The sequence below is a fragment of the Arcanobacterium bovis genome (genome assembly GCF_004331995.1).
In the GTDB taxonomy this organism is placed as follows: domain Bacteria; phylum Actinomycetota; class Actinomycetes; order Actinomycetales; family Actinomycetaceae; genus Arcanobacterium_A; species Arcanobacterium_A bovis.
This window is the reverse complement of the sequence record NZ_SJDT01000002.1, coordinates 33,389-57,895: the sequence shown is the minus strand read 5'-3', so window position 1 is coordinate 57,895 and position 24,507 is coordinate 33,389. Positions and strand designations below refer to the sequence as shown.

The following is a 24,507-nucleotide window of genomic DNA, read 5'->3' as shown; positions in this document are numbered from 1 at the left end:
TACTACGCCCGCTTCAATTCAATTCCCGCTGCTTGAATATGAGCAGCTATTTCGTCGGTAATACGCGCTACAATCCGCGTACCATCGGCAGTAAATTCTTCATTGAGAATCTCACCATCGGCGTGAATCTGTGAGACCAAATCGCCACGCGTATAAGGAATTACTGCGTCAATATGAATCGCAGGCCGTGGGAGCATTTCTTCAATCCGCACTTTGAGTTCATCAATGCCTTCGCCAGTCACCGAACTAATCGCAACTGATTGCGGAAACTGCGAGCGCAAAGTTGCGATCGCTACGTCGTCGGCAAGATCGCTCTTCGACAAAACGATCAATTCGGGCAAATCTAAGGCTCCCTCAACGTCACGCAATACGTCATGGACCGCTTGGACTTGTCCGCGCGGATCACTATGCGAGGCATCCACAACGTGCAAGATCAGATCAGCTTGTGCCACTTCCTCCAAAGTAGACCGAAATGCCTCCACCAGCTGGGTAGGAAGCGAACGCACAAAACCGACAGTATCCGTTAATGTAAATTCCCGGCCATCGCTCGTCTGTGTACGGCGAACAGTTGGATCCAGAGTGGCAAACAATGCGTTTTCTACCAGCACCCGAGCGTCCGTCAATACGTTCATCAGCGAGGATTTTCCAGCATTCGTGTACCCCACAACCACAACTGCAGGAACCTTATTACGACGCCGCGTGCTGCGTCGAGTTTCTCGCCCCGGACGCATATTCGCAATATCTTTGCGCAGTTTTGCCATCCTAGTGCGGATTCGACGTCGATCAAGCTCGATTTTTGTTTCACCTGGTCCACGCGAGCCAATTCCAGCACCACCAGCTACTCGACCACCCGCCTGCCGCGACATCGATTCACCCCAACCGCGCAGACGCGGCAAGAGGTATTCAAGTTGCGCCAGTTCAACTTGGGCTTTTCCTTCTCGAGACTTAGCATGCTGAGCAAAAATATCAAGAATCAAAGCGGTACGATCAATGACTTTGACTTTCACAATATCTTCCAAAGCTCGGCGCTGAGAAGGGGCAAGCTCCGAATCTACAATCACGGTGTCTGCGCCGGTATTTGCCACAATTTCGCCAAGCTCTTTCGCTTTTCCGGAACCTAAGAATGTAGCAGGATCAGGTAGCTGACGATGTTGTATAAGACCGTCCATCACTTCCGAACCAGCAGTTTCAGCTAACGCTGCGAGTTCTCGTAACGAATCTTCGGCGGCTTCGAGAGTTCCGTCCATCCACAAACCAGCGAGCACAACTTTCTCAAGGCGGAGTTGCCGATATTCGATATCAACGAGCTCTTCTCGCTCTGAAGCAACATCTACTACTCGCTTTAATGAACTTCGAACGCCGCGTTCAAATTCGTCACCTGCCCATGAGCCGTTATAAGCCGGATCTGCTTGTAGCGCTGTACCTTTGTGCGAGTCTAGTTCTAAGGAACGACCAGTGTTTTCGCTCGGATTTGTGTTAATGATGTAGCTCCATTCTCTCCTCTCTATTCTCTCATGTTTATGGCAGTTTTAACATTGACCCACAGTTTTTCTCGTTGTGAGACGTCTAATGTCAATCTTTTCCGTCGCTTCGCCTGAGCTCACGGTATCCTGATGGAGTGAACGATCATTATTTTTCGACGCAGCCAAGCACAGCTGGAAACGATCACCAGTTTGATCTGGCAATCCGTGGCAGGAATTACCAAATTCGCACGCAAGACGGCGTGTTCTCCGCTCATGGTTTAGACAAAGGTAGCGCTGTCTTCCTTTCCAAAGTGCCACAGCCAGATTTGGGGCCCCATTCTCTTGCCGTTGATCTCGGTTGTGGCTGGGGGCCAATCACCTTGGCTTTGGCTTCCGAGGCGCCACACTCAACCGTGCTCGGCGTCGATGTTAATGAACGATCCATGAATCTTGCACGTGAAAATGCAGATCAAGCGCAGCTCAGTAACGTGACTATTGAAGAATCCACAGCAGCACTTTCTAGACTGCGCCAAGAAGGTCGCACAATTGACCTGCTGTGGTCTAATCCCCCGATCCGGATAGGAAAGGCAGAACTCCATCAGCTGCTATCTAATTGGTTTGCTCTGCTCAGCAGTGATGGAGTCGCCTATATCGTGGTGCAGAAAAATCTCGGTGCTGATTCCTTAGCGCGCTGGATCACCGAACAGGGTTATACAGTTCAGAAAGTGGGCTCAGCGAAGGGATTTCGCGTATTCGAAATCCGACGTTCTTTCATCGACGCTGAATAGGCGCGTGTTCTGGCCGCAAGCCTCTGGGATCCTTTGCCCGCATATTCCGACTACGGGTGCGCCTGTGTTCTCTTTGTTGCTACATTCGCTCTGGATATGGCTACTTCCTCCGCAATACTGTGTTACTTGTAGCGTTGCTTCTTGTGGCACTATTTTGCGACACGCCAAGTGGAGAATGGATCATTCACACAATCTGTTCTGCAATCTTTTTGCCAAGTTCTCGGAGCTGCGATTTCGCTTCGTTTACCGATTCACCAGCAACTTTATGCCACTCAATCCGTGGATCTGCCCCAAACCACGTCCGCTGCTTTTTCGCGAGACGACGAGTACCGAAGGCAATATCTGCGATTGCTTGTTCTTGTGAAATCTTACCGAGTAGAAAATCGATGGTTTGCGCATAACCAGTCGCTTTCCCTGCCGTCGGCGAGGTAGCTAAGCCTTGTTCCATCAACTGTTTCGTCTCATCTACCAAGCCATTTGCGAACATTTCGTGCACGCGACGTTCGATGCGCTCATTGAGAATCTCTTTTGGAACATCGATCCCCACAAAATGAGTATTCGAAAAATGGCGCGTATGGCGAGGAAACTCAGGCGTATATGACTTCCCGGTAAGCAGCACTACTTCCAATGCACGTATCACACGCCGTGGATTTGCTAGATCAATAATCTGCGCAGATTTCGGATCAAGCTTCGCAAGTTCAGAAATCAGCGCATCCATACCCTGATTCTTCGCACGTTCCTCAAGTTCAGCACGTATCTTTGGATCGGTTCCTGGGAAATTAAGTTCGTCTAATAGCCCAGAGACGTAGAGTCCCGATCCGCCGACGACGATCGGTACCTTGCCCCGTCGTCGTACGTTTTCCAAATCCATACGAGCGTATTTTTGATACGCCGCTACGGACGCTTCCTCACAAATATCGAGTACATCGAGTTGATGGTGCACGATCCCGCAGCGTTCGGGCACCGAAATTTTGGCAGTACCAACATCCATACCGCGATACAGCTGCATCGCATCGGCCGAAATTATCTCAGCAAATTCGCTTCCGCCAAGAGCTTGAGCAATTTCAATAGACAGAAGTGTCTTTCCGCTGGACGTTGCACCAACTACCGCGATAATTGGTGTGGTCGGCGTTTCAACTTCTAAGCTCACGATCTGCTCAAGCTCTCATTTCTGCGGGCGCAATCCAATAGTGGGAATACCAAGCTTCACAGGAGCTTGACCAGCAGCTTCTTGTAGCAACTCTTCTTTTCGCTGTTCGGATTTTTCCCATGCATCGCCAGCGCGTGTCTTGGTAACCGTGAATAGTCCCCCGTCCAAGGCTGAATCAGCAACCAGATGGAATGGTGCGCCGTGGGTAACAGTGGCAGATACGATGTCGCCTGGGCGCGGCGGAACCGCTAGATTCTTCGGCAATGCTACGTGCACGAGGCGATTGTCTTCCGCTCTTCCAGTGATACGTGATGTTTCCTCGTCTTTGCGACCTTCTCCACTCGAAACCAGAACATTGACAGTGCTACCTTCAAGCTTCTGATTCTCCTCCGTCGAAATACGTTTCTGCAGCTCGATCAGGCGCTGGAATCGTTCATTGGCCACTTCGGCAGGGACTTGTTCGTCCATTTCCGCTGCCGGTGTGCCTGGGCGTGGAGAATACAAGAATGTGAAAGCAGAACTAAATCGCGATGCCTCAACCACATCTAAAGTAGCTTGGAAGTCTTCTTCTGTTTCACCTGGGAAGCCCACAATAATATCGGTGGTAATTGCGGCATGCGGAATCTGTTCCCGCACACGATCGAGAATGCCAAGGAACTTCGTTGATCGATACGAGCGCCGCATGAGTCGCAAGATTCGATCAGATCCCGATTGTAGCGGCATATGCAGCGATGGCATCACATTATGAGTTTGTGCCATAGCATCAATAACGTCATCAGTGAAAGCAGCTGGATGCGGTGAGGTGAAACGCACGCGTTGTAGGCCATCAATATCACCTGTTGCCCTGAGGAGTTTGGCAAATGCACCGCGGTCACCAAAGCTCACTCCGTAGGAATTCACATTTTGTCCTAGGAGAGTAACCTCAATGGCACCCTCCGCCACAACTGCTTCAATTTCCGCCAAGATTTCACCTGGTCGCCGGTCGTTTTCCTTTCCTCTCAGGTGTGGAACAATGCAGAAAGTGCACGTATTGTTGCATCCAACCGAAATAGACACCCAAGCAGCCGACGCAGATTCACGGTGCGTTGGCAAGGTTGAAGGAAAAACCTTCAAGGATTCTTCAATTTCAACCGCAGCTTCTTTATTATGACGGGCGCGTTCAAGCAATACAGGTAGAACATCAAGGTTATGAGTGCCAAGAACTACATCCACCCAAGGAGCCTTCTCAACGATGCCATCTCGCAATTGTTGCGCAAGACATCCTGCAACTGCAATTTGCATCTGTGGGCGGTCACGTTTCACCTCAGCCAATTGTCCAAGGTTTCCAAATAGTTTTGTAGCAGCGTTTTCACGCACTGAACAGGTATTGATAACCAACACGTCAGCACCTTGATCTCCGGCTTCGGTAGCCCGAGCTGCCTTTTGCGGCACTAGTTCTACCGGGACATAGCCGGCTTGATCCAAAAGACCAGCCAGCCTTTCGGAGTCGTGCACATTCATTTGGCAACCCAAAGTGCGAAGTGCATAAGTTTTCGGAAGTTCTTGTTCGATCATCAGTTCACTCATCGCCGTAAATTCTAATGCAGATATAACAAAGATAGCGATTTCATGCACGAGATATACAGCGCACTACTTCACTTAGAGATAGTCGCTTTCTGCATCGGTGTGTGCACATTCCATCGCTTTTCGAATTGTTTCGGACGAAAATCCACGCCGTGCCAGGGCTCCGTAAATGCGCCGTCTGGCTACATCTGGCTCAAGGCGCGCACTCGCACGCATCTTTTTGCGCACAAGTTCTACTGCACTATTGTATTCATCTGTATCTGTAACCTGTGCCAATGCCTGTTCAGCCAGCTGTCCAGATATACCACGATTACGCAGTTCTTCTCGAAGTTTTCTTCGCGATGTGCTTTTTTCAACTGCACGCAGACGCACAAATGCTAAGGCATATTTCGAATCATCAATGAGTCCAGAATCGCGAAATTTTTTGATGGTAGCTTCACTGATTGCCTCTGGCACATCGCGCCGAGCTAATGCATCACGAAGTTGCTTTTCCGACCGGTCAGACATCGCAAGTTGCCGGTAGACCACATCTCGCGCCAACGCGTACCATTCGTCCTCAGTACGAGCCGCATTTCGAGCTTGACGTCGTTCATTTATTTCGTGCGGGGAAAGCCTTTTCTTTCGGCGCTTTCCCCGCACGAAATCTGCCTCTTCGGCATAATCCACCATGATCTTATTCGTCAGCTTCCGGAAGTGAATCAGCTTCTGCGCCAAGCCCTAGCTGGCTCTTTACCTTGATTTCAATTTCTTCAGCAATCTCAGGATTATCTTTGAGGAACTGCCTCGCCTTTTCCTTACCTTGTCCGAGCTGATCTCCTTCATAGGTGTACCAAGCTCCTGATCGGCGAACAATGCCAGCGTCAACAGCCATATCGATAATTCCACCTTCAATGGAGATTCCTTGACCGTATAGAATATCGAATTCTGCTTGCTTGAAAGGCGGAGCCATCTTATTTTTAACAACCTTGACGCGGGTGCGGTTTCCGACCGGATTAGAACCTTCTTTGAGTGTTTCAACTCGACGCACATCGAGACGAACAGAAGAATAGAATTTCAGCGCTTTACCACCAGTTGTGGTTTCAGGGTTGCCGTAGAATACGCCAATTTTTTCACGAAGCTGGTTAATGAAGATAGCAGTGGTGCCAGAAGCGGAGAGCGCACCAGTGATCTTACGCAGGGCTTGAGACATCAATCGAGCTTGCAGACCAACATGAGAATCTCCCATCTCACCTTCGATTTCTGCTTTCGGAACTAGTGCAGCTACAGAGTCAATCACAATAATGTCGAGCGCACCGGAGCGAATAAGCATATCGGCGATCTCTAGCGCTTGTTCACCTGTATCCGGCTGTGATACCACCAATGCATCGGTATCTACGCCAAGCTTTTTCGCATACTCTGGGTCAAGTGCGTGTTCAGCGTCGATAAAGGCCGCAATTCCTCCTTCACGTTGCGCGCTTGCCACAGCGTGAAGGGCAACAGTTGTTTTTCCTGAGGATTCAGGACCATAGATTTCGATGATGCGACCACGTGGAAGTCCGCCAATACCTAGCGCAATATCAAGTGCCAGAGAGCCAGTAGGAATTACTTTTACTTGCTGCGGAGGTGTATCACCCAACCGCATTGCCGAGCCTTTTCCAAATTGGCGATCAATCTGCCCTAAAGCGACTTCTAGAGCTTTCGAGCGATCTTCAGTTTTCTTTGCAGCCATGATTTTCCTTTTACTAGGCATTACGAACGGATAGAACAGGTCTTTATGGAGTTCGTTCTCTCCGAACGACTTTCCATGTACTACGTTAAGCCCGACCTCCTGCCAAAAATCGTTGCCGCTTCCAATTGTGGAAAACATGCACGATTTCCGAAGTACAGGAAAAGCGTATCCGAACATTCGTTCGAAAGAAATTCGACACGCTCAAATCCTCAACAAGTTCAACGCCTTCCGTCACAAATCACCCCACACTGGCGTTTCACAGACAGTAACCGAAACGCGATAAATCACTGAGCTAAACACAAAAGTGCGGAGAGTGTCGTAACACTCTCCGCACAAAAGTTCACATTTATCGAGTCGGCGTAACGCTAACTTGCCACTTTGCCAGATCCTTAGGATCAACCCTATGCAAATAGACATGCGATTGAGGCAGATCCATCGCAGCAACGATTGCTTTCCAAATCTCGATTGGCGCGACTCCGGCAGTCAAAGCCTCTTGAGCGGTCAAATTTCCGAGATCCACCAACACCAAGTCTTGAGCAAGAGCACGTCCGCGACCGTCAGGAAATGCACGATCAAGCACTGCCCAAAATTCAGTATGTTTCATCAGCCGCGCATCGCAGCGAGCTCAGCAGCCACCATCGACTCTGGCACCGAATCTGGAATCTGGATAGGAGCTTGCGCACGACGCATTACCGGAGGAATACGACCTTCTATCCTATCAACCCGGTCAGCAACTAGGCGCAATACATGACTCAATGGCACGTTGAGGGCATGACAAATCGAATCCAACAATTCCGAAGAAGCTTCCTTCTGTCCACGCTCTACTTCCGAAAGATAACCAAGAGAAACACGAGCATCCGAGGAAACCTCACGGAGGGTGCGACCTTGACGCTGACGGTACTCACGCAAAACATCACCCAGTTCGCGACGAAGCAGTGCCGTCTCGTTACGTACTTCAGAATTCATTGTCATTTCGTTCACTCTTCCTAGATTCGCTACGCGAGAATATCTCGCTTCACACTTTCTGTAACGCGCTGACAGAATCAATATTCCCACATCAAGCTGAAAGTAACCTGTGAATGGAACTTGATTCACTCCGAAAATTTACTATTTCCTTGCAATTCCGCCATTAAAGCCCTAAGTCCTACCAGTACAGTGACGTTCCTCACATATGAACGGTCACCTGTAAGCTGCCCTTGCCAATACATTTCCCTAACAGGAGTTTTTACTCCTACGTATACGGTGCCCGCCGGCTTACCCTCGGCTACACCCGGCCCAGCAACCCCCGTCGTCGCTATTGCAAAATCTGACCGGAAAATGCGGCTCGCACCTCGAGCCATCTGTACCGCTACAGCTGGATCCACTGCACCGTTACTAGCCAACAGTTCTGCATCGACCCCCAGAATCCGAGCTTTTGCTGCACTTGCATAGGTAACAGCAGAACCCAAAAATACTGCCGAAGCACCGGGCACACACACAAACGCGTCTGCAAGCCGTCCACCTGTGAGTGACTCGGCAACCGCGAGTGTCGTCGAACTGCGCAGAAGCTCGCCCAAAAGCTGCTGAGCTGACTTTTCGATTTCACACTGCAATGAGGAATTGCTCTGATCGGAGTCGTCGCATTGCCCCAGTAGCGCATCCAGCTGTGGCAAAACAATACGTTTAGCGTGCATCATCGTTGCCACTACGCGAGAGCCGCACCGCTTCCTGCACGTATTCGATTGCGGAAGTGACCGCAAAAACTAAAGCAATAGCAAGCAATGCGTAGCTAATATAGATCAGTGTTTGCGCGATTGGTCCTTCTATGAAAGCAATGCTTTGCCACGGGATGAGCAAACCAGCAATGCCGAAGGACTGCGCAACCATCTTAATTTTTCCGCCTTGACCTGCTGCCATCACTTTAATTTTTCGCATCATCATACGCATCAATGTGATGCCAAGTTCACGGACGATAAATACTATGGTGACCCACCACCACAAATACCCATGCCACGACAGCAAAATCAAGGCTGAAATAATAAGAGCCTTATCCGCGATCGAATCAGCTAACTTCCCAAAATCCGTAACTAGATTGCGAGAGCGAGCGTAGTACCCATCAAGTTTGTCGGTAATTGCGGCGACGGCAAAAACAATATAAGCAAGCCATCGATGGTAAGTAGAATCTTGCAAAAACACAAAAATGAACACAGGCACGAGCACCAGCCGCACTACGGTCAGTGCATTCGCAATATTCACCACCGGAACATTATTGTTTTGCTTCATTACCACATCTACAAGGTTAGTCTAATTATCGCTTAACGTCACATAGGAACAGGTAGATAATTGCAGCGCATTCAATTGCGCGCAGATTTGGGTACTACCTGAACCCACATTATCTGCGCCCAGTCAGTTGCCACGCATCCTCTCCGGATTCCCCTTCGGGATCGTCGCCGTCGTAATAATTCGCTACTATAGTTTTCTCATTTTCAGCCAAAGGATCAGAAGCATAGCGACTATCCGTTTGGTACACCACCGTACGTGACGCTTCAGAATCCCACTCGTCGTCCGCCGCAGGCGCTTCCTCAACCACATCGATACCGGCATGACCAGCACTAAATGGTTTCACTTCTGTATCCGCTTCTCGAGCTACATCCACGTCACCAAAATCAGCGTCTGCATAGCGATCCTCCGAATCCCCCGCGTCATCAGAGTCATGTAACTGGACGTCTTCACCCTTGATAAGCGCCAAAACATCTGGAAGCTGCTCAGGCGTGACTAAAACATCTCGCGCTTTCGATCCTTCCGATGGCCCCACGATCTCTCGCGACTCAAGCAGATCCATCATACGCCCAGCTTTTGCAAAGCCAATGCGCAATTTGCGCTGCAACATTGACGTAGAACCAAATTGCGTGTTAACCACGATTTCCGCAGCTTGCAAGAGTGTTTCGAGATCGTCGCCGATCTCTTCATCGATCTTTTTCTTTTGAGCCTTTGGAATCACGTCGTCACGATAAACAGGTTGCATTTGGGCTTTGACATGGCTTACCACCGCTTCGATTTCGTCCTCATTTACCCAAGCACCCTGCACACGAATTGGCTTCGAAGTACCCATCGGCATAAAGAGCGCATCGCCCATACCGATCAATTTTTCAGCTCCCGAGGCATCCAAAATAACTCGTGAATCAGCCAAGGAGGAGGTCATAAAAGCGAGACGCGATGGAATATTAGCTTTGATCAAACCTGTCACAACGTCCACCGAAGGTCGCTGCGTAGCGATAACCAGATGGATTCCCGCTGCACGTGCTAGCTGCGTCAACCGCTGAATCGATGATTCCACATCGCGCGGCGCAACCATCATCATATCGGCCAACTCGTCAATCACCACAAGCAAATACGGATACGGAGTGAGCTTGCGCTCCGATCCCTCTTTAGAGGTCACTTTCCCGTCACGAATCGCCTGGTTGAAATCGCTAATATTCTTATAGCCATACGACGCTAGATCGTCGTAGCGCGCATCCATCTCCCGAACTACCCATTCAAGTGCTTCAGCAGCCTTCTTTGGGTTCGTGATAATTGGCGTAATAAGGTGCGGAATTCCAGCGTAAATCGTGAGCTCAACGCGTTTTGGATCGACCAAAATCATGCGCACCTGATCCGGTGTGGAGCGCATCATGATCGAAGTAATCATGGAATTGATAAAGGAAGATTTTCCAGCGCCCGTCGCACCTGCAACCAGCAAATGCGGCATCTTAGCAAGATTGGCCACCACGTATTGACCGCCAACGTTCTTGCCAATTCCGACGACGAGCGGGTGCGTCTGTTTGCGCGCAGCAGCAGAGCGCAATACGTCGCCAATCATAACAGTTTCGCGGTCTGAATTAGGAATTTCAATACCGATTGCCGATTTTCCCGGAATTGGCGACAAAATACGCACATCAGCAGAGGCCACCGAGTAGGCGATATTCTTCGAAAGTTGCGTGATGCGATCAACTTTAACGCCAGGTCCGAGTTCGACCTCATATTGAGTAACCGTTGGACCACGTGAGAATCCGACCACCTGCGCATCAACATTGAATTCTGAAAAGACTCGCGTTAATGCTTCTACCACATCATCATTGACTTTTGACCGCTCAAGATGTGGTGGTCCTTCTACCAGCATGTCCAACGAAGGAAGCGTGTAGGTAATATTTGACGCCAACTCCATTTGCTCGGCCGGTGCCGGAACTGGTTCAGGCTTTGGAGCACGCAACTCCTTTTTCACAGGCGCCGGTGAAACACGTCCCGTAGCAGCAGCATTAACCTGCGGAACCGCCGTAGCAACAACGGTAGGATCAGGCGTTTGCACCACAGTTGGATCAGCGTCTTCTGCGGCGTCGTCTAGACTTTGAACATCAACCGGCTCAGCTTCAGCAGCTGCCCGACGTCCACGGCGCGGCCGACGAAGCTGCGGAGATTGCACAACTTCAGACTCTTCCTCGTTGTGATTCGAGTTTTTTTCATCAATCTCAGCATCTCGCTCAGTGCGCTTCGCCTTTGCCCAATCGATAACATCTCGCACCGAAGTTTCGGTTGCATAGAGCATCGAATAGAGCGCAAGCAACACAAGTATTGGTACAGCTCCCCACGTCGAAACCAGAATCGCTAATCCGCCTCCGATGACCCAGCCGAGCAAACCACCAGCACTTTCAATCGCTGCGAAAGAAACCGTCGGATCTGGCCGATCAAAGGCGATATGCACAATCCCTGATATGGCGACAACAATAAGCCCCAGGGCAAGCGAAAAACGACGGTTATTTCTCGATGTCGCACGTCTAAACAGCTTCACGGCCATTCCAATGAGGATAACTGGAACGAAAACCGCCAAGATTCCCAACAGACCTGCAACTACATGATGTAAAACATCTAGGAGCAGACCGTCGAGGGTAAACCATTCCCGCAAGGCAATAACAATTGCAAGACCAATCAAAACAATGGCAAATCCATCATGGGAACGCGGAGCGTCAAAGTCCAATTCCTCTTGTTTCGAGGCGCTTGACGACACAGCCGGAGCAGCGCTTCCACGCTTGCGTCCGCCGTCGTTATCGCGAGATTGCCTGTTGTTTTGCCGAGCCAATTCAACTCCTTGGGTAGGTTGCTGCATATGCCTATACGGGCATAACTACTCTACAGCCTATGTCCTGCCAAAAAAGCTTGCCCGATCACCACGCCGAAAAGCTCAAGTTTAAATGATGTCACACCAATCGAACCGCGCCCTAAAGCGTGCCACCGATACAGTCGTAGCATATAAAATACCAGATCATACCTAATATTGGTGCCCAAGAACTGAAAATCTAAATCAACAGAATCAAGCTTCTATAACTGTTGGAATAATCATCGGCGAGCGACGCAATTTCCGCGCAGCCCAGCGTCCTACCACTCTGCGCATAGCCTGCTGCATCTGATAAGCATCAGCACTTTCATTTTGAACTGATTTCTCAAGTGCATCTTGGACGTCTGGCAGGATTTCATCAAAGACTGAATCATCCTCAGCCATACCGCGAGCCTGAATATGAGGACCCGTAATAACCACACGCTCTTGGGCGTCGACCACTGCAAATATAGCGATGAAGCCTTCTTGTCCCAGTGTTCTACGATCCGTTAGCTCTGCCTCACCAATTTCTCCCACTGAGGATCCATCAACGAATACGTAGCCACACGGAACCTTACCGACAACTTGTGCGACACCGTCATGCAGATCAACCACGCTTCCGTCCTCGCATAGGAGAACGTTCTCAGCTGGAACTCCCGTTTTCACTGCCAAAGAGCCATTTGCCACAAGATGTCGCGCTTCGCCATGGATGGGCATAACGTTGAACGGCTCAACGATATTGTACGCATAGAGCAATTCTCCCTGCGCAGAGTGTCCAGACACGTGGACAGCGGCATTGCCTTGATGTACCACGCGCGCACCGAGCTTCGTGAGTCCATTAATCAGCCTAAATACCGAATTTTCGTTGCCAGGAATCAACGACGACGCGAAAATCACCGTATCGCCTGGTCCAACGCCAATCCGCTTGTGAGTTCCAGAAGCGATACGCGCCAAAACCGCCATCGGCTCTCCCTGCGAACCTGTTGACATGAACACGCGCTGATGATCCGGAATCGATTCAATATCTTTCATATCGATCAAGGTTTGCGGCGGCACAGTGAGATAACCGAGTTCAGCAGCGATTCCCATATTTCGCACCATGGAACGACCCACGAAGCACACTTTGCGATTGTACTTCGCCGCAGCGTCAAGAACTTGCTGTACACGGTGCACATGAGAGGCGAAAGAAGCTACCACAATTTGCCCATTTGCCTGCGCAAATACAGATTCGAGCACAGGGCCGATCTCGCCTTCTGAACGAACGAACCCCGGCACTTCAGCATTCGTCGAATCCACCATGAAAAGGTCTACGCCTTCTTCGCCAGCGCGCGCGAAAGCCCGCAAGTCGGTGATACGGCCATCCAACGGCAACTGATCCATCTTGAAATCGCCGGTGATCAAGATGTTTCCACCCGCAGAACGCATGAACACAGCCAAGGCATCTGGAATGGAATGATTTACTGCGATAAATTCGCATTCGAAAGCACCAATTTGCTCAATATCGCCTTCCTTGACAATCAAGGAATAGGCTTGAATCCGATGTTCAGCCAATTTCGCTTCTACCAAAGCAATTGTGAGCTGAGAACCAATAATCGGAATGTCTTGGCGTAGCCGTAACAGATACGGCACTGCACCGATATGATCCTCGTGTCCATGCGTCAAAATGATGCCGTCGACGTCGTCGATACGATCTTTAATATAGTCAAAGTCCGGCAGAATCAGATCAACACCTGGCTGATTCTCCTCTGGGAAGAGCACACCACAATCCACAATGAGCAAGCGCCCATTGCACTCAAATACGGTCATATTGCGACCAATATCGCCCAAGCCGCCCAATGGCACAATTCGAACTGTATCTGGCTGAATTTCTGGAGGTGTATTCTGTTTACTCACTCTTCCATTATCTCACAATGGAGGTGCTGCTCATAGCTCAAGCAAACCGGCACTCACCAGAGATTCGCGCAGAGCCTGATATTGACTCATATCAGCACGTACCAAGGGCAATCGCAAGGTGGCGCTCTCAATGACGCCGAGCATTGCCATCGCTTCTTTGGCCATCACGGCTCCTTGACCAGCGCCCATAATCGCATCAACTAACGGCATATGCTTCGTGAACTCTGCTCGCGCGGCCGGAAGATCACCGGAATCAACTTCACTCACCAGTGCTCGCAAACTACCTGCAATGACGTGACCTGCCACCGACACAACACCAGAAGCTCCATGTGCTAGCCAGGCGAAATTGAGTGAGTCATCTCCCGAATAATACGCCAAGCCCGTATCGACCATTTTCTTGAATCCAGCAGCAACATCTCCAGTAGCATCTTTCACGGCGAGAATTTGCTCGTGCTGCGACAAACGCATGAGAGTTGGCATCTCCAGTTTCACACCAGTGCGACCAGGGATATCGTAAAGCATCACTGGAAGATCAGTAGCCTGTGTGACGCTCAAAATATGCTGATAAACGCCTTCTTGAGAGGGGCGGTTGTAGTACGGCGCTACCACAAGCAGACCATCTGCGCCTGATTTTGCGGCTCCCTCAGCAATGCGCACGGCATGAGCTGTATCGTTGGAGCCAGCACCGCAAATGATCATCGCGCGATCACCAACGGCGTCCTTCACTTCCCGCACCAAAACATCCTTCTCAGGCTGATGGGTGGTTGGAGATTCGCCAGTGGTACCTGAGAGCACCAAGCCATCACAACCGTCGTCTACCAGCTTCACGGCAAGCTTTTGCGCTGAGGCTACATCAATCGAACCGTCGTCGTGAAACGGCGTTACCATCGCGACTGAAACCGATCCAAAAGGACGCTGGGGCAAAGAAATGTGTTCCATGTCATCACTCTATCTGGCAAAAACCACAATCGCGATGATCTTTCGATATGTGGGACGCCTTCTGCAAGAATAGATATGTGAATGAGACATTAAAATCTGTTCGACCTGCACATGCGGGCGATGTCGAGGAAATCGGGCGCATACAAGCACAGTCAATGCACGAGTCTTTAGTGCGCGCACTTGAAGCTCCGCTTGCCCCTGCCACCGCCGCGCAGTTTGATTCTGTTGCCTTTGCGCAGGCGTGGCTGCAGAGTCTCCAAAATTTGCCATCAGCGGAGCATCATATCGTGGTGGCAACCGACGGCGAGGGCGTCTGTGGATTTGCCTCATTCGCCCCCACCGAAGCTCTCAATCTTCCTGATGACCAGCGTTTCGCTCCAGATGCCGAGTTTTTTGACCGTGAACCCCACGCCTACGAAATTCTCAACTTTGATGTCGATTCGGGCGCGCAAGATCCAGACCATGGAGCGCGTCTCCTCGCTGCCATAACCGATATGGTGGCAAACGCCCAGGGTAATGAGATTTACGTGTGGGTATTCCCCACCGACGACGCGCTCACCCGTATGCTTGATGCCGCCGGTTTCGCACCGCGCGGCTTGCGGAGGAATTTCGAAGTAGATGGCAAGGACGTAATCCAGCATCTGTGGTGGACAACCCTCTAACGGGCCCTCAGTGGTTGCGGGCGGTGCACTGTCAACGTTCACACGCCAACGCGCCGCCAACGTTCACACGCATTGAGCTGTCAGCGGTAGCGGGCTATCAGAAATAAGAAAATTCTGCCGTTAGCCGTTTAGTCTGAGACGTTAGCCGTCTAGTCCGAGATATGATTCAAGTCCTACCGTGAGGCCCGAACTCTCACCAACTTTACGAACCGCAAGCAGCACGCCTGGCATAAACGACTCTCGGTCGAAAGAATCCTGGCGCAAAATGAGTTGCTCGCCCGGATTGCCGAATACCACTTCTTCATGCGCGTTCAAACCGCGTAGCCGCACGGCATGCACATTGATTCCATCGATGACGGCGCCGCGTGCACCCAGAGGATCGCTTTCCGTTGCGTCTGGGCACGGTGACATTCCCGCCGCAGCTCTCACTTCGGCGATACCTTTGGCGGTAGAAACGGCTGTGCCTGATGGTGCATCAACCTTGTTCGGGTGATGTAGTTCAATGATCTCTACCGATTCAAAATGAGCTGCCGCCTGTTTGGCAAAATGCATCACAAGCACGGCAGAAATTGAGAAATTCGGGGCGATGAGCACGCCTTTTCCGAGCTGGCGCGCATGCTCGTGAACGCGAGCAAGGCGCTCAGGAGTCCAGCCCGTCGTTCCCACTACAACGTGTACGCCAGCATCTAAAAGCGCATGCACGTTATCGTCTGTTTGGGAAGGAACAGTAAATTCTACTGCTACCTCCGCCCCATTTAAGCTCTGCGCACTTATTGCATCTGCGGCGTCGAGCTGTGCCACAAGTTCAAGATCGGGCGCATTGTTAACGGCTTGCACCACGGTAGCACCCATGCGCCCGTGTGCTCCAACTACAGCAACTTTCATGAAATGAGCCTAACTCTTAGGAGTCCGATCCGCAGATCACGACAGATCGTGGACCAGCACATAATTTTTGCGCCAATGCTTGAATATCTTGCGCAGTCACTTCACGGGAACGCCGCAACGATTCTTCAATCGACCATAAGTCACCGCGTATGAGCTCGGCCTGCCCGAGTCGATTCTTTCGAAATCCATTCGTTTCAGCAGAAAATACCAGCTGAGCACGGCGCTGATTGTATGCGGTGTCCACTTCCTGCTCAGATACGCCTTCTTCGGCAATCTGTTCCAAACACTCTTGCATAATGCGAGCAACAGTGCCGGTATTCTCGGGTGAACATGCCGCTTCGAGTGCGAACACTCCCCCTTCAAGCCAATTGAGACACCACGAGTAGGTGGAATAGGCCAGACCTCGGCGTTCACGCACCTCTTGGAACAACCGCGACGATGTGCCGCCGCCCAGAATCGAGTCGAGTGCCATCAACGTTATTTCGCTATCGTGTCCGGCATATAATCCAGGCATGCCCACCACAACCGCACTTTGATGGCTTGGATGAGCGATAAAGCTAGACCCTCCCACGCCGTAGGTCATATCACCAGCTCGCCGGCGTGCCATAGGAAGCGTATCCGAGCCAAGATTCCAACCACGCGAATCAAGCAGCGCAAGCACCATGGCACACAGTTCTTCATGGTTGACGTCGCCAGCCGCAGTAACAACGAGTTCGCGGGAGTTGTAATATTCGCGGTAATGCTCAAGCATGTGGGAATGATCTAGCGCAGACACGGTTTCACGAGTGCCACCTACCGGACGTGCCAAGGGATGATCGCCAAAAATCATGGGCAGTATGGCTGTTTCTGCCACGTCGCTAACATCATCTTCGGCTGCTGCCAACTCTTCGAGAATAACGCCGCGTTCAATTTCCATTTGCGTAGGATCAAGCACAGAATCGGTAACCATATCGACTAGGAGTTCGAGCATCTGCGGCATATCAGCAGCGAATACACGGCCGTAGTAACACGTGTACTGGCGAGAAGTCGCAGCGTTTATAGCACCACCAAGAAAATCGGACATTTGCGAGATCTCAAGGGAACTGCGTGTTGACGTACCTTTGAAAAGCATGTGCTCGAGAAAATGGGTTGAGCCTTCGCGCCCGCTCAATTCATCACGTGATCCTGCGCCGATCCAAAAAGACAGTGACACCGATCTTTGGCCAGGGATTTTTTCGGTCAAAACCCGAATCCCTCCCGGCAAAATCGACCGTTGCCCCACAATCCCGTCTTCTTCGAATACAACTGAAGAACACCTATCGAGCGGCAGTTCAATTCGCGTGTAGCTCATTAAATACATCCTTTTCAGCATTACAGGATTCTTGGCATGTCACGGAGCGCAAACGCTACTCTCGTTAACACCTGATAACTATAGCAAGCAAAAATCGCTCTCTCTGATTCTGCCCGAGAGCAGAATCAGAGAGAGCGAAATGTAGGCTTGTAACCTGCACACTTAGTGCAGGACTAGCGCTCACTCATCGTCAGAAGCAGTCACTTCTGTTGAATCAGCAGTGGATTCCGAGCCTTCGCCCTGCTCCGTGGAGCGAGTACGACGGCGTTCGCGTGGGCGGCGCTCCCGACGCTCGCCGCGTTCTCCACGGTCAGAACGCTCACGGTTGCCACGGCGCTCTTTGTTCTCTTCCTCAGCGGCTTTCTCAGCCTCAAGCTGCTCTTCGGTAAGAACAGCGTGCAAGGAAAGCTTGCCACGCGGATCAATTTCAGCTAGTTCGACCTCAACCTTATCGCCCACGTTGAGCACGTCTTCAACATTTTCAACGCGCTTTCCGCCGATGAGACGGCGGATTTGCGAGATGTGCAACAAGCCATCCTTACCTGGTGAAAGCGAGATGAAAGCTCCAAAAGTCGCCGTCTTAACAACGGTTCCTACAAAGCGTTCACCCACTTCAGGCATCTGCGGATTGGCGATTGAGTTAATGGTCTGGCGTGCAGCTTCAGCAGCGCTACCATTTGTAGCACCGATAAATACTGTACCGTCGTCCTCAATTGAGATATCGGCACCAGTATCTTCTTGGATCTGGTTGATCATCTTGCCTTTTGGCCCAATAACCTCACCGATCTTGTCCACTGGAATCTTCACAGTGATGATACGTGGAGCGGTCTCTGCCATTTCTTCAACCTCAGGAACTGCTTCCTCAATAAGATCGAGAATTGCGAAACGAGCGTCACGCGCTTGGGACAGTGCTGCAGCGAGCACCTGAGCTGGGATTCCATCGAGCTTAGTGTCAAGCTGAAGTGCCGTCACGAATTCGCGCGTTCCTGCAACCTTGAAGTCCATATCGCCGAGTGCATCTTCAGCACCGAGGATGTCGGTCAGTGCAACGAAACGCTGTTCGCCGTCAATCTCACCTGAGATGAGACCCATCGCGATTCCTGCCACTGGAGCAATCAATGGCACACCAGCGTTGAGCAACGAAATCGTAGACGCACATACCGAGCCCATCGACGTCGAACCATTTGATCCGAGCGCTTCTGAAACTTGACGGATTGCATATGGGAAATCTTCGCGAGCAGGAAGAACTGGAACGAGTGCGCGCTCAGCGAGCATCCCATGTCCGATTTCGCGGCGCTTTGGCGAGCCAACGCGGCCAACTTCACCAGTCGAATATGGCGGGAAGTTGTAGTGGTGGATGTAACGCTTAGCCGTCACTGGAGAAAGGTTATCGAGCTGCTGCTCCATCTTGAGCATGTTCAGCGTAGTCACACCCATAATTTGGGTTTCGCCACGCTGGAATAGTGCCGAGCCATGAACACGAGGAAGAATTCCAGCTTCAGCAGTGATGGTGCGGATCTCGACTGGGGTACGACCGTCCATGCGGATGCCCTCAGTCAGCACGCGATTACGCATCTCTTTCTTCCAGTGAGCATTGACTGCAAGCGTAAGTGCCTGCTCACGCTCTGGGAACTGCTCAGCGAGTTCAGAAACGATAGCTTCTGTTACATCGTTGAGCTTGTCGTCACGCTCGTGCTTGTCGATGATGCCGTGCAATGGTGCGAAGCGATCACCAATCTGCGCACCAACAGCTTCATATTCCTCATCTTCATAGGATGGGAAAAGAGGATACTCTTGGGTCTCTTTAGCAGCTTGACGTGCCAAATCAGCCTGTGCTTCACATAGCACACGGATGAACTTCTTCGCAGCCTCAAGGCCTTCAGCCACAACTTCTTCGGTTGGCACAGTGCCACCCTTAGCGATATTAGCAACGACGTTCTCGCCGCCTTCTGCTTCCACCATCATGATAGCAATATCGTCTTCTACAACGCGACCAGCAACGACCATGGTGAATGTAGCCTTTGGCTCCTCGGAATAACGAGGGAAAGCTACCCACTGACCGTCGATGAGCGAGATGCGCACACCGCCAATTGGACCAGAGAATGGCAAACCAGAAAGCTGCGTAGACATCGAAGCCGCGTTAATCGCGACGACATCGTATGCGTCGTCTGGATGAATAGCGAGCACAGTTGCTACAACCTGAACTTCGTTGCGCAGACCCTTAACGAAGGCAGGACGCAACGGACGATCGATCAAACGCGCTGCGAGGATAGCTTCAGTGCCTGGGCGACCTTCACGGCGGAAGAACGACCCTGGAATACGTCCAGCGGCGTAAGAACGCTCTTCGACGTCCACCGTCAATGGGAAGAAATCGAAGTGCTCTTTCGGCTGGGAAGAAACCGCAGTTGCAGAAAGAACTACAGTTTCGTCGTCGAGATATGCAAGCGCGCATCCTGCGGCTTGACGAGCCAAAAGCCCAGTTTCAAAACGGATAGTACGAGTGCCGAACTTGCCATTATCAATGGTTGCTTCGGCGAATTTAACGTCAGGACCCTCCATGGGACCTCCTCTTTCGTTTGCCCCGCCCGATACGGCCGTCGATTATCATGCTCGGTATCATCTGGGAAACCGCTCACCACAACCGAAGACCGAATCCAAAGGCGAAGGTCTTCTTCTATTTACTTTTGATGTTATGACAATCGGCCCGGACCAAAGCCCGGGCCGATCTGACGTCAGCGGCGAAGGCCGAGACGTGAAATCAGGGAGCGGTAACGCTCGATGTCCTCAGCAGCGAGGTAAGCAAGCAGACGCTTACGCTTACCAATAAGAAGCATCAAGCCACGACGGGAGTGATGATCATGCTTGTGAGTACGGAAGTGCTCGGTCAGCTCCTTAATGCGAGCTGAAAGCAGTGCAACCTGAACTTCAGGGGAACCAGTGTCGCCCTCGTGTGTTGCGTATTCCTTGATGATTTCATCTTTGATCTCTTTAGAGAGAGCCATACGATTCTCCTTCTTTCTCGTTGCACAGAGCCCAGGGCATATTCTCCTGAGCGATGACGTTCCGTGGCCGATCTAACGGCTATGCCAGTCTACCACGTCAAGCAAATGAGCTTCGAATTGAAAATCGGTGACCTCAAGCTCATATAGGCTCATATAGCTAACCACGTGGCTAATCACGAGCTCTGCTAGATTCACGCCGTTTCTACGCCGGCTTTAATGAAACGCCCGCTTTAACAGCAGCAGGGTTTACGCGCCGCGCTACTGGCACTCCCAACACTTCGGCGCTGCGCCGCAAATCCTCGTCCATCTGTTCAAGCAATGAATCCACTGATTCAAAACGCATCATAGGCCGCAACCACTGGATAAAATCGATTGCAATTTCCTCACCATACAGGTCGAGATCGCTTCTCCCCAGTACATGAGCCTCAACTGTGCGTTGTTCTCCATCAAACTGTGGGTTGTTACCGATAGAAATTGCCGCGGGAAGATGTTCTGTAGCAGCAGTACCCGGCACAGTCCGCACTAACCAGCCTGCATAAACACCTTCAGCTGGCACTTCGCCTAAGCCATTTCCCGTGAGATTAGCCGTGGGGAAACCGAGTTCACGTCCGCGTTTGAATCCATGTTGAACCACACCGCGGATTCGATGCGGACGTCCCAGAACTTTCGCCGCACCAGCAACATCGCCTTCTGCCAACAGCTCACGCACCCACGTCGATGACCAACGCCGCCCGCCGTCGTCGCACAGATCGTCAAGCAAATACACGTCGATGCCAAGCTCTTTTCCTACGTCACGTAAGAACGCGCCGTCGCCACTGTTGTGCAAGCCGAACCGAACGTCCTCACCTACGACGACGCTCCCCGCATGCAACTGCCCGATAAGCTGCTGCTCGATAAAATCGCGCGGCGTGAGCGCTGCATATTCAAGGTCGTAATGCTGCACATACACAGCATCAATTCCAGCAGATTCCAGCCTTTGCAATCTGTCCTCAAGCGAGGTGACCAAATTGAGATCAGATTGTGGGTTATGAACGAGACGCGGATGCGGATCGAAAGTCAAAGCAATTGAGATGGCTCCGTTGAGTTGCGCCACTTCCACCGTTTTCGCAAGCACAGCATGGTGCCCGCGATGCACGCCGTCGAAAATACCGATCGTAACCACGGTATTGCTGATCTCTTTGGGCAGGTCAGCCCGGTGTTTCCAAACTTCCATTACTTGCCGCGCAGTCCTAGCTGCGTACGTCCACCCGAAATATCTGCTGGAGCGTCGGAAGGAGTGCCCTCAGTGTGCATACCAGCCCGTTTGCCTTTGCCGCCACAGCCGCAACCACCGCCACCGCAGCCGCCTCGTCCGTGTTGTTCGCCGACATGCGTATGTCCATGACGCCCCTGAGTCGACTGGGCAACAGCAGGTGAAACGGACGTAGCACCCTGCTCAGCAGCCTTTGCATGTCCGTGACCACCGCAACCACAACCTGATTTAACTTCTTCAACGTTATCCATAGAATCTAGTTTAGAACCCAGCGTTTGCTAAATCTTGCTGAAAGTCCCCTAAAAGTTGAGAGTTCGATCAAAATTCGTTGCACGACGACGGTGCCCAGCCTCGCCGCAAGCTCCCGTTTCCCTTATGAATTCACGGTGAAAGCCTTGAGAAACCTTGTTAGAAGCCGCTGCAAGGCATTGTTATAATCAACTGACGTATAGACACTAGCTAATTAGAGGAAGTTGATATGTCGTATCCGCAGGGCTTAGATGCATGGCTTGGGATCACGTGGCAGGGCGCGTTGGCAGCCGTCTTATCTACACTAGTGATATACGCCGTATTTCTTCTGGTCATTCGCGTGCTCGGACAACGCCTCCTTGCTGGATTAACTACCTTCGACACTCTCATGGTGTTACTTTTTGGTTCGATAGTTGCGCGCACCGCCCTCGGCCCGGTTCCCACACTGAGCACCGGAATTATCGCATTTTCAACGCTGTTAGTTCTCCACTACACCGTGGGAAGACTCGCCAATTTTCAACACGGAGATCGCATGATCAACAGTCCAGCGATCGTACTTATGGCGGGTGAAAACTTTATCGAAGCCAATCTGAAAAATACTCACACCACACGCTCAGAACTCTTATCGCAGTTGCGTGAACATGGTATTCACTCCCCGACGCTCGTTGCTGCAGTTATTCTCGAACCTTCAGGTCGACTATCGGTATTGACGCGCTCGCACTTAATAAGTTCGAGCCTGCTGGACGGCGTGCGTGATGCGCACCTTATTCCCCGCGAATTTATTGATCTTTCCAAATGAGTTAGGAAAATTCGTAATACCAAGACTGGCTCTCGCCTCCTTAGTCTTGGCTAAGCCTCGCACCCACTACCTCAAGCCTCGCTCAGCCTAACTTTGTGCAAAGACAACCACCGGTTGGATATTTTTCCCTCGCTTTGCACCGATTGCCACCAGTTCATCGCCACAAATTAGCGCCACCGGATCCGCTTCGGCATCAACCTCTACAAACTGCCCGTATGTGAGAGCCGTGCGCTGCTGCGGAGAAATTTCCACCCACGGCATTATTCGCGCCGCCTGAGCCAAAGGAATTACTGGCACATCACGTCCGTCTGCTACCAAGTTCGCGATACCCCGCACAGAATTCGCCTCAGACACCTCAAAGTGCCCCACCTCAGTGCGACGCAACATGGTGATATGGGCATCAACGCCGAGCTCAAGGCCAAAATCTCGCGCTAAAGCTCTAATATACGTTCCAGCAGAACACCTCACCACAGCGTCAATTTCGAGGGTTTGTACATTTGCGCCGTCTACGGGCAGAATTTTTCCCAAGCGAAGCGCAGAGGTAAATTCAAAGCCGTGGATAATAATATCTCGTGCAGGAATCTCCACCTCAATGCCAGCGCGTACTAATTCATGCGCGCGCTTTCCATTTATCTTGATTGCAGATACCGCTGACGGAACCTGTTTGATCTCGCCAACCAAAGCTTGGCGCGCACGATCCAGTTCAGCAATCACCGAGGGGTCTAATGCGTCAGCACCACCAACGTCACCGTTTCCATCACTGCGTGTCAAAGCCGCGATGACAGCACCAAATTTCGCGGCAAATTCTTCCAGGTAATCCCTGCGTGGCGCGCCCTGGGCATCTTCAGTTGAGGTAGAAACCCCGAGGCAGATCGTGGTGCGGTAGGTCTTATCACAGCCCGACAAATAGTTGAGAAAACGAGTCGCTTTCCCGATTCCAATGGTGAGCAATCCAGTCGCCATCGGATCAAGAGTTCCAGCGTGACCAACCTTGCGAGTTTTCGCCAAACGACGCATCGCCCCAACTACATCGTGCGAGGTTACGTCGGGATCTTTGTCGATAAGCACGATCCCATCAGCTGCGCACGACGCCGGTTGCGGGAGTTCACCCCAAGGCATCTGTCGTTTTTCGCGCGGCTCACGATTGCGTTCTGATCGCTCACGATCACCTGAGCGTCGGCGGGAACTAGAGCTCATCGTCGTCGGAAAAATCAGACTCGAGCAGGTGCTCGCCGTCGTCATTCAATTCTTTGGGCTTGCGGTACGGATCTTCGCCCGCAACTGGTGTTGCTCCAGCTGCCAACTTACGCACCTGCTCATCATGGAATTTTGCCGCTACTAGGGCATCTTCAATTGAGCGCGCGGTCTCAGGCAAAGCGTCAAGAACGAACTCAACACTTGGCGTGAGACGCAACCCTAGCTGGCCACCAACCGTCGAGCGAATCATGCCCTTTGCCGATTCGAGCGCGGAAGCAGACTTGCGTCGATCCGCATCCGAGCCATAAACCGTGTAAAAAACAGTGGCATGCTGGAGATCTCCGCTCACGCGAACGTCGGTAATCGTCACCATACCGAGGCGCGGATCTTTGAGCTTGCCGTCAATCATTCGAGCCACAATTTGTTTAATTTGATCAGCTACACGAGCTGCACGTGGATTAGCCATCGCTAACTCCCCTTAAAATTAGTACTTTGTTGCGGCAACGGGGTGCCCAGAATT

At 51.4% G+C, this 24,507-nt stretch carries 23 protein-coding genes; 3 read left to right on the top strand and 20 right to left on the bottom strand.

All coding sequences use genetic code 11. The annotated features are described in order from the left end of the window. Positions 1 to 2 precede the first annotated feature (2 nt). Positions 3 to 1,481, bottom strand: a complete 1,479-nt coding sequence (gene hflX, locus EZJ44_RS02205) for a GTPase HflX (protein WP_241658576.1) — start codon at positions 1,479 to 1,481, stop codon at positions 3 to 5. 137 nt (positions 1,482 to 1,618) lie between these two features. Here hflX and EZJ44_RS02200 point away from each other — a divergent pair, with 137 nt between their 5' ends. Beyond that, positions 1,619 to 2,251, top strand: coding sequence for a class I SAM-dependent methyltransferase (locus EZJ44_RS02200; protein WP_131279701.1), 633 nt, complete (start codon positions 1,619 to 1,621; stop codon positions 2,249 to 2,251). Between the two features lie 184 nt (positions 2,252 to 2,435). On the opposite strand, the gene miaA is transcribed toward EZJ44_RS02200, so the two are convergent. The 11 genes from miaA to dapA form a co-directional block, all read right to left on the bottom strand. Next, positions 2,436 to 3,401 (bottom strand): tRNA (adenosine(37)-N6)-dimethylallyltransferase MiaA, encoded by a 966-nt coding sequence (gene miaA, locus EZJ44_RS02195; protein ID WP_131279698.1) that lies wholly within the window; start codon positions 3,399 to 3,401, stop codon positions 2,436 to 2,438. Between the two features lie 15 nt (positions 3,402 to 3,416). Further along, on the bottom strand, positions 3,417 to 4,967 hold the full coding sequence (gene miaB / locus EZJ44_RS02190; protein WP_131279696.1) for a tRNA (N6-isopentenyl adenosine(37)-C2)-methylthiotransferase MiaB: 1,551 nt from the start codon (positions 4,965 to 4,967) through the stop codon (positions 3,417 to 3,419). Positions 4,968 to 5,039: 72 nt separating this feature from the next. Further along, entirely contained in the window at positions 5,040 to 5,633 is a 594-nt protein-coding gene (locus EZJ44_RS02185; RefSeq protein ID WP_131279694.1) for a regulatory protein RecX, read from the bottom strand. 4 nt (positions 5,634 to 5,637) lie between these two features. After that, positions 5,638 to 6,672, bottom strand: coding sequence for a recombinase RecA (recA, locus tag EZJ44_RS02180; protein WP_131279692.1), 1,035 nt, complete (start codon positions 6,670 to 6,672; stop codon positions 5,638 to 5,640). A 346-nt stretch (positions 6,673 to 7,018) separates the two neighbouring features. After that, on the bottom strand, positions 7,019 to 7,276 hold the full coding sequence (locus tag EZJ44_RS02175; protein ID WP_131279690.1) for a DUF3046 domain-containing protein: 258 nt from the start codon (positions 7,274 to 7,276) through the stop codon (positions 7,019 to 7,021). After that, complete coding sequence (locus EZJ44_RS02170; RefSeq protein WP_131279688.1) at positions 7,276 to 7,644, bottom strand: helix-turn-helix domain-containing protein; 369 nt, start codon at positions 7,642 to 7,644, stop codon at positions 7,276 to 7,278. Before EZJ44_RS02170 ends, EZJ44_RS02175 begins: the two co-directional genes overlap by 1 nt. A gap of 119 nt (positions 7,645 to 7,763) precedes the next feature. After that, complete coding sequence (locus EZJ44_RS02165) at positions 7,764 to 8,348, bottom strand: CinA family protein (RefSeq protein ID WP_241658554.1); 585 nt, start codon at positions 8,346 to 8,348, stop codon at positions 7,764 to 7,766. Next, positions 8,335 to 8,934, bottom strand: coding sequence for a CDP-diacylglycerol--glycerol-3-phosphate 3-phosphatidyltransferase (pgsA, locus tag EZJ44_RS02160; protein ID WP_131279686.1), 600 nt, complete (start codon positions 8,932 to 8,934; stop codon positions 8,335 to 8,337). Before pgsA ends, EZJ44_RS02165 begins: the two co-directional genes overlap by 14 nt. Before the next feature lie 109 nt (positions 8,935 to 9,043). After that, positions 9,044 to 11,764 carry an FtsK/SpoIIIE family DNA translocase gene (locus EZJ44_RS02155; protein ID WP_241658553.1) on the bottom strand — a complete coding sequence of 907 codons (2,721 nt, stop codon included), beginning with the start codon at positions 11,762 to 11,764 and terminating at the stop codon, positions 9,044 to 9,046. Between the two features lie 231 nt (positions 11,765 to 11,995). Continuing rightward, entirely contained in the window at positions 11,996 to 13,672 is a 1,677-nt protein-coding gene (locus EZJ44_RS02150) for a ribonuclease J (protein WP_131279682.1), read from the bottom strand. 30 nt (positions 13,673 to 13,702) lie between these two features. After that, positions 13,703 to 14,611 (bottom strand): 4-hydroxy-tetrahydrodipicolinate synthase, encoded by a 909-nt coding sequence (dapA, locus tag EZJ44_RS02145; protein ID WP_131279680.1) that lies wholly within the window; start codon positions 14,609 to 14,611, stop codon positions 13,703 to 13,705. A gap of 77 nt (positions 14,612 to 14,688) precedes the next feature. On the opposite strand from dapA, the gene EZJ44_RS02140 reads away from it, so the two are divergent. Then, positions 14,689 to 15,273 (top strand): GNAT family N-acetyltransferase, encoded by a 585-nt coding sequence (locus EZJ44_RS02140; protein ID WP_131279678.1) that lies wholly within the window; start codon positions 14,689 to 14,691, stop codon positions 15,271 to 15,273. A 141-nt stretch (positions 15,274 to 15,414) separates the two neighbouring features. On the opposite strand, the gene dapB is transcribed toward EZJ44_RS02140, so the two are convergent. The 6 genes from dapB to EZJ44_RS08695 form a co-directional block, all read right to left on the bottom strand. Next, positions 15,415 to 16,158, bottom strand: coding sequence for a 4-hydroxy-tetrahydrodipicolinate reductase (gene dapB / locus EZJ44_RS02135; protein ID WP_131279676.1), 744 nt, complete (start codon positions 16,156 to 16,158; stop codon positions 15,415 to 15,417). A gap of 16 nt (positions 16,159 to 16,174) precedes the next feature. Next, entirely contained in the window at positions 16,175 to 17,488 is a 1,314-nt protein-coding gene (locus EZJ44_RS02130) for a M16 family metallopeptidase (RefSeq protein WP_131279674.1), read from the bottom strand. A gap of 180 nt (positions 17,489 to 17,668) precedes the next feature. Next, positions 17,669 to 20,047, bottom strand: a complete 2,379-nt coding sequence (locus EZJ44_RS02125; RefSeq protein ID WP_131279672.1) for a polyribonucleotide nucleotidyltransferase — start codon at positions 20,045 to 20,047, stop codon at positions 17,669 to 17,671. Positions 20,048 to 20,220: 173 nt separating this feature from the next. Next, positions 20,221 to 20,490 carry a 30S ribosomal protein S15 gene (rpsO, locus tag EZJ44_RS02120; protein WP_124055031.1) on the bottom strand — a complete coding sequence of 90 codons (270 nt, stop codon included), beginning with the start codon at positions 20,488 to 20,490 and terminating at the stop codon, positions 20,221 to 20,223. Positions 20,491 to 20,692: 202 nt separating this feature from the next. Then, positions 20,693 to 21,703, bottom strand: coding sequence for a bifunctional riboflavin kinase/FAD synthetase (locus tag EZJ44_RS02115; protein WP_131279671.1), 1,011 nt, complete (start codon positions 21,701 to 21,703; stop codon positions 20,693 to 20,695). Next, on the bottom strand, positions 21,703 to 21,993 hold the full coding sequence (locus EZJ44_RS08695) for a hypothetical protein (RefSeq protein ID WP_165496081.1): 291 nt from the start codon (positions 21,991 to 21,993) through the stop codon (positions 21,703 to 21,705). Before EZJ44_RS08695 ends, EZJ44_RS02115 begins: the two co-directional genes overlap by 1 nt. A gap of 227 nt (positions 21,994 to 22,220) precedes the next feature. On the opposite strand from EZJ44_RS08695, the gene EZJ44_RS02110 reads away from it, so the two are divergent. Next, complete coding sequence (locus EZJ44_RS02110; protein WP_131279669.1) at positions 22,221 to 22,790, top strand: DUF421 domain-containing protein; 570 nt, start codon at positions 22,221 to 22,223, stop codon at positions 22,788 to 22,790. Between the two features lie 87 nt (positions 22,791 to 22,877). Here EZJ44_RS02110 and EZJ44_RS02105 read toward each other — a convergent pair whose 3' ends face one another. Further along, the gene (locus EZJ44_RS02105; protein ID WP_131280285.1) at positions 22,878 to 23,909 is read right to left on the bottom strand and encodes a tRNA pseudouridine synthase B; all 1,032 of its coding nucleotides are present in this window, start codon (positions 23,907 to 23,909) and stop codon (positions 22,878 to 22,880) included. Positions 23,910 to 23,976: 67 nt separating this feature from the next. After that, a complete protein-coding gene (gene rbfA / locus EZJ44_RS02100) occupies positions 23,977 to 24,453 on the bottom strand; it encodes a 30S ribosome-binding factor RbfA (RefSeq protein ID WP_131279667.1) in 477 nt (158 codons plus the stop codon). Positions 24,454 to 24,507: the final 54 nt, after the last annotated feature.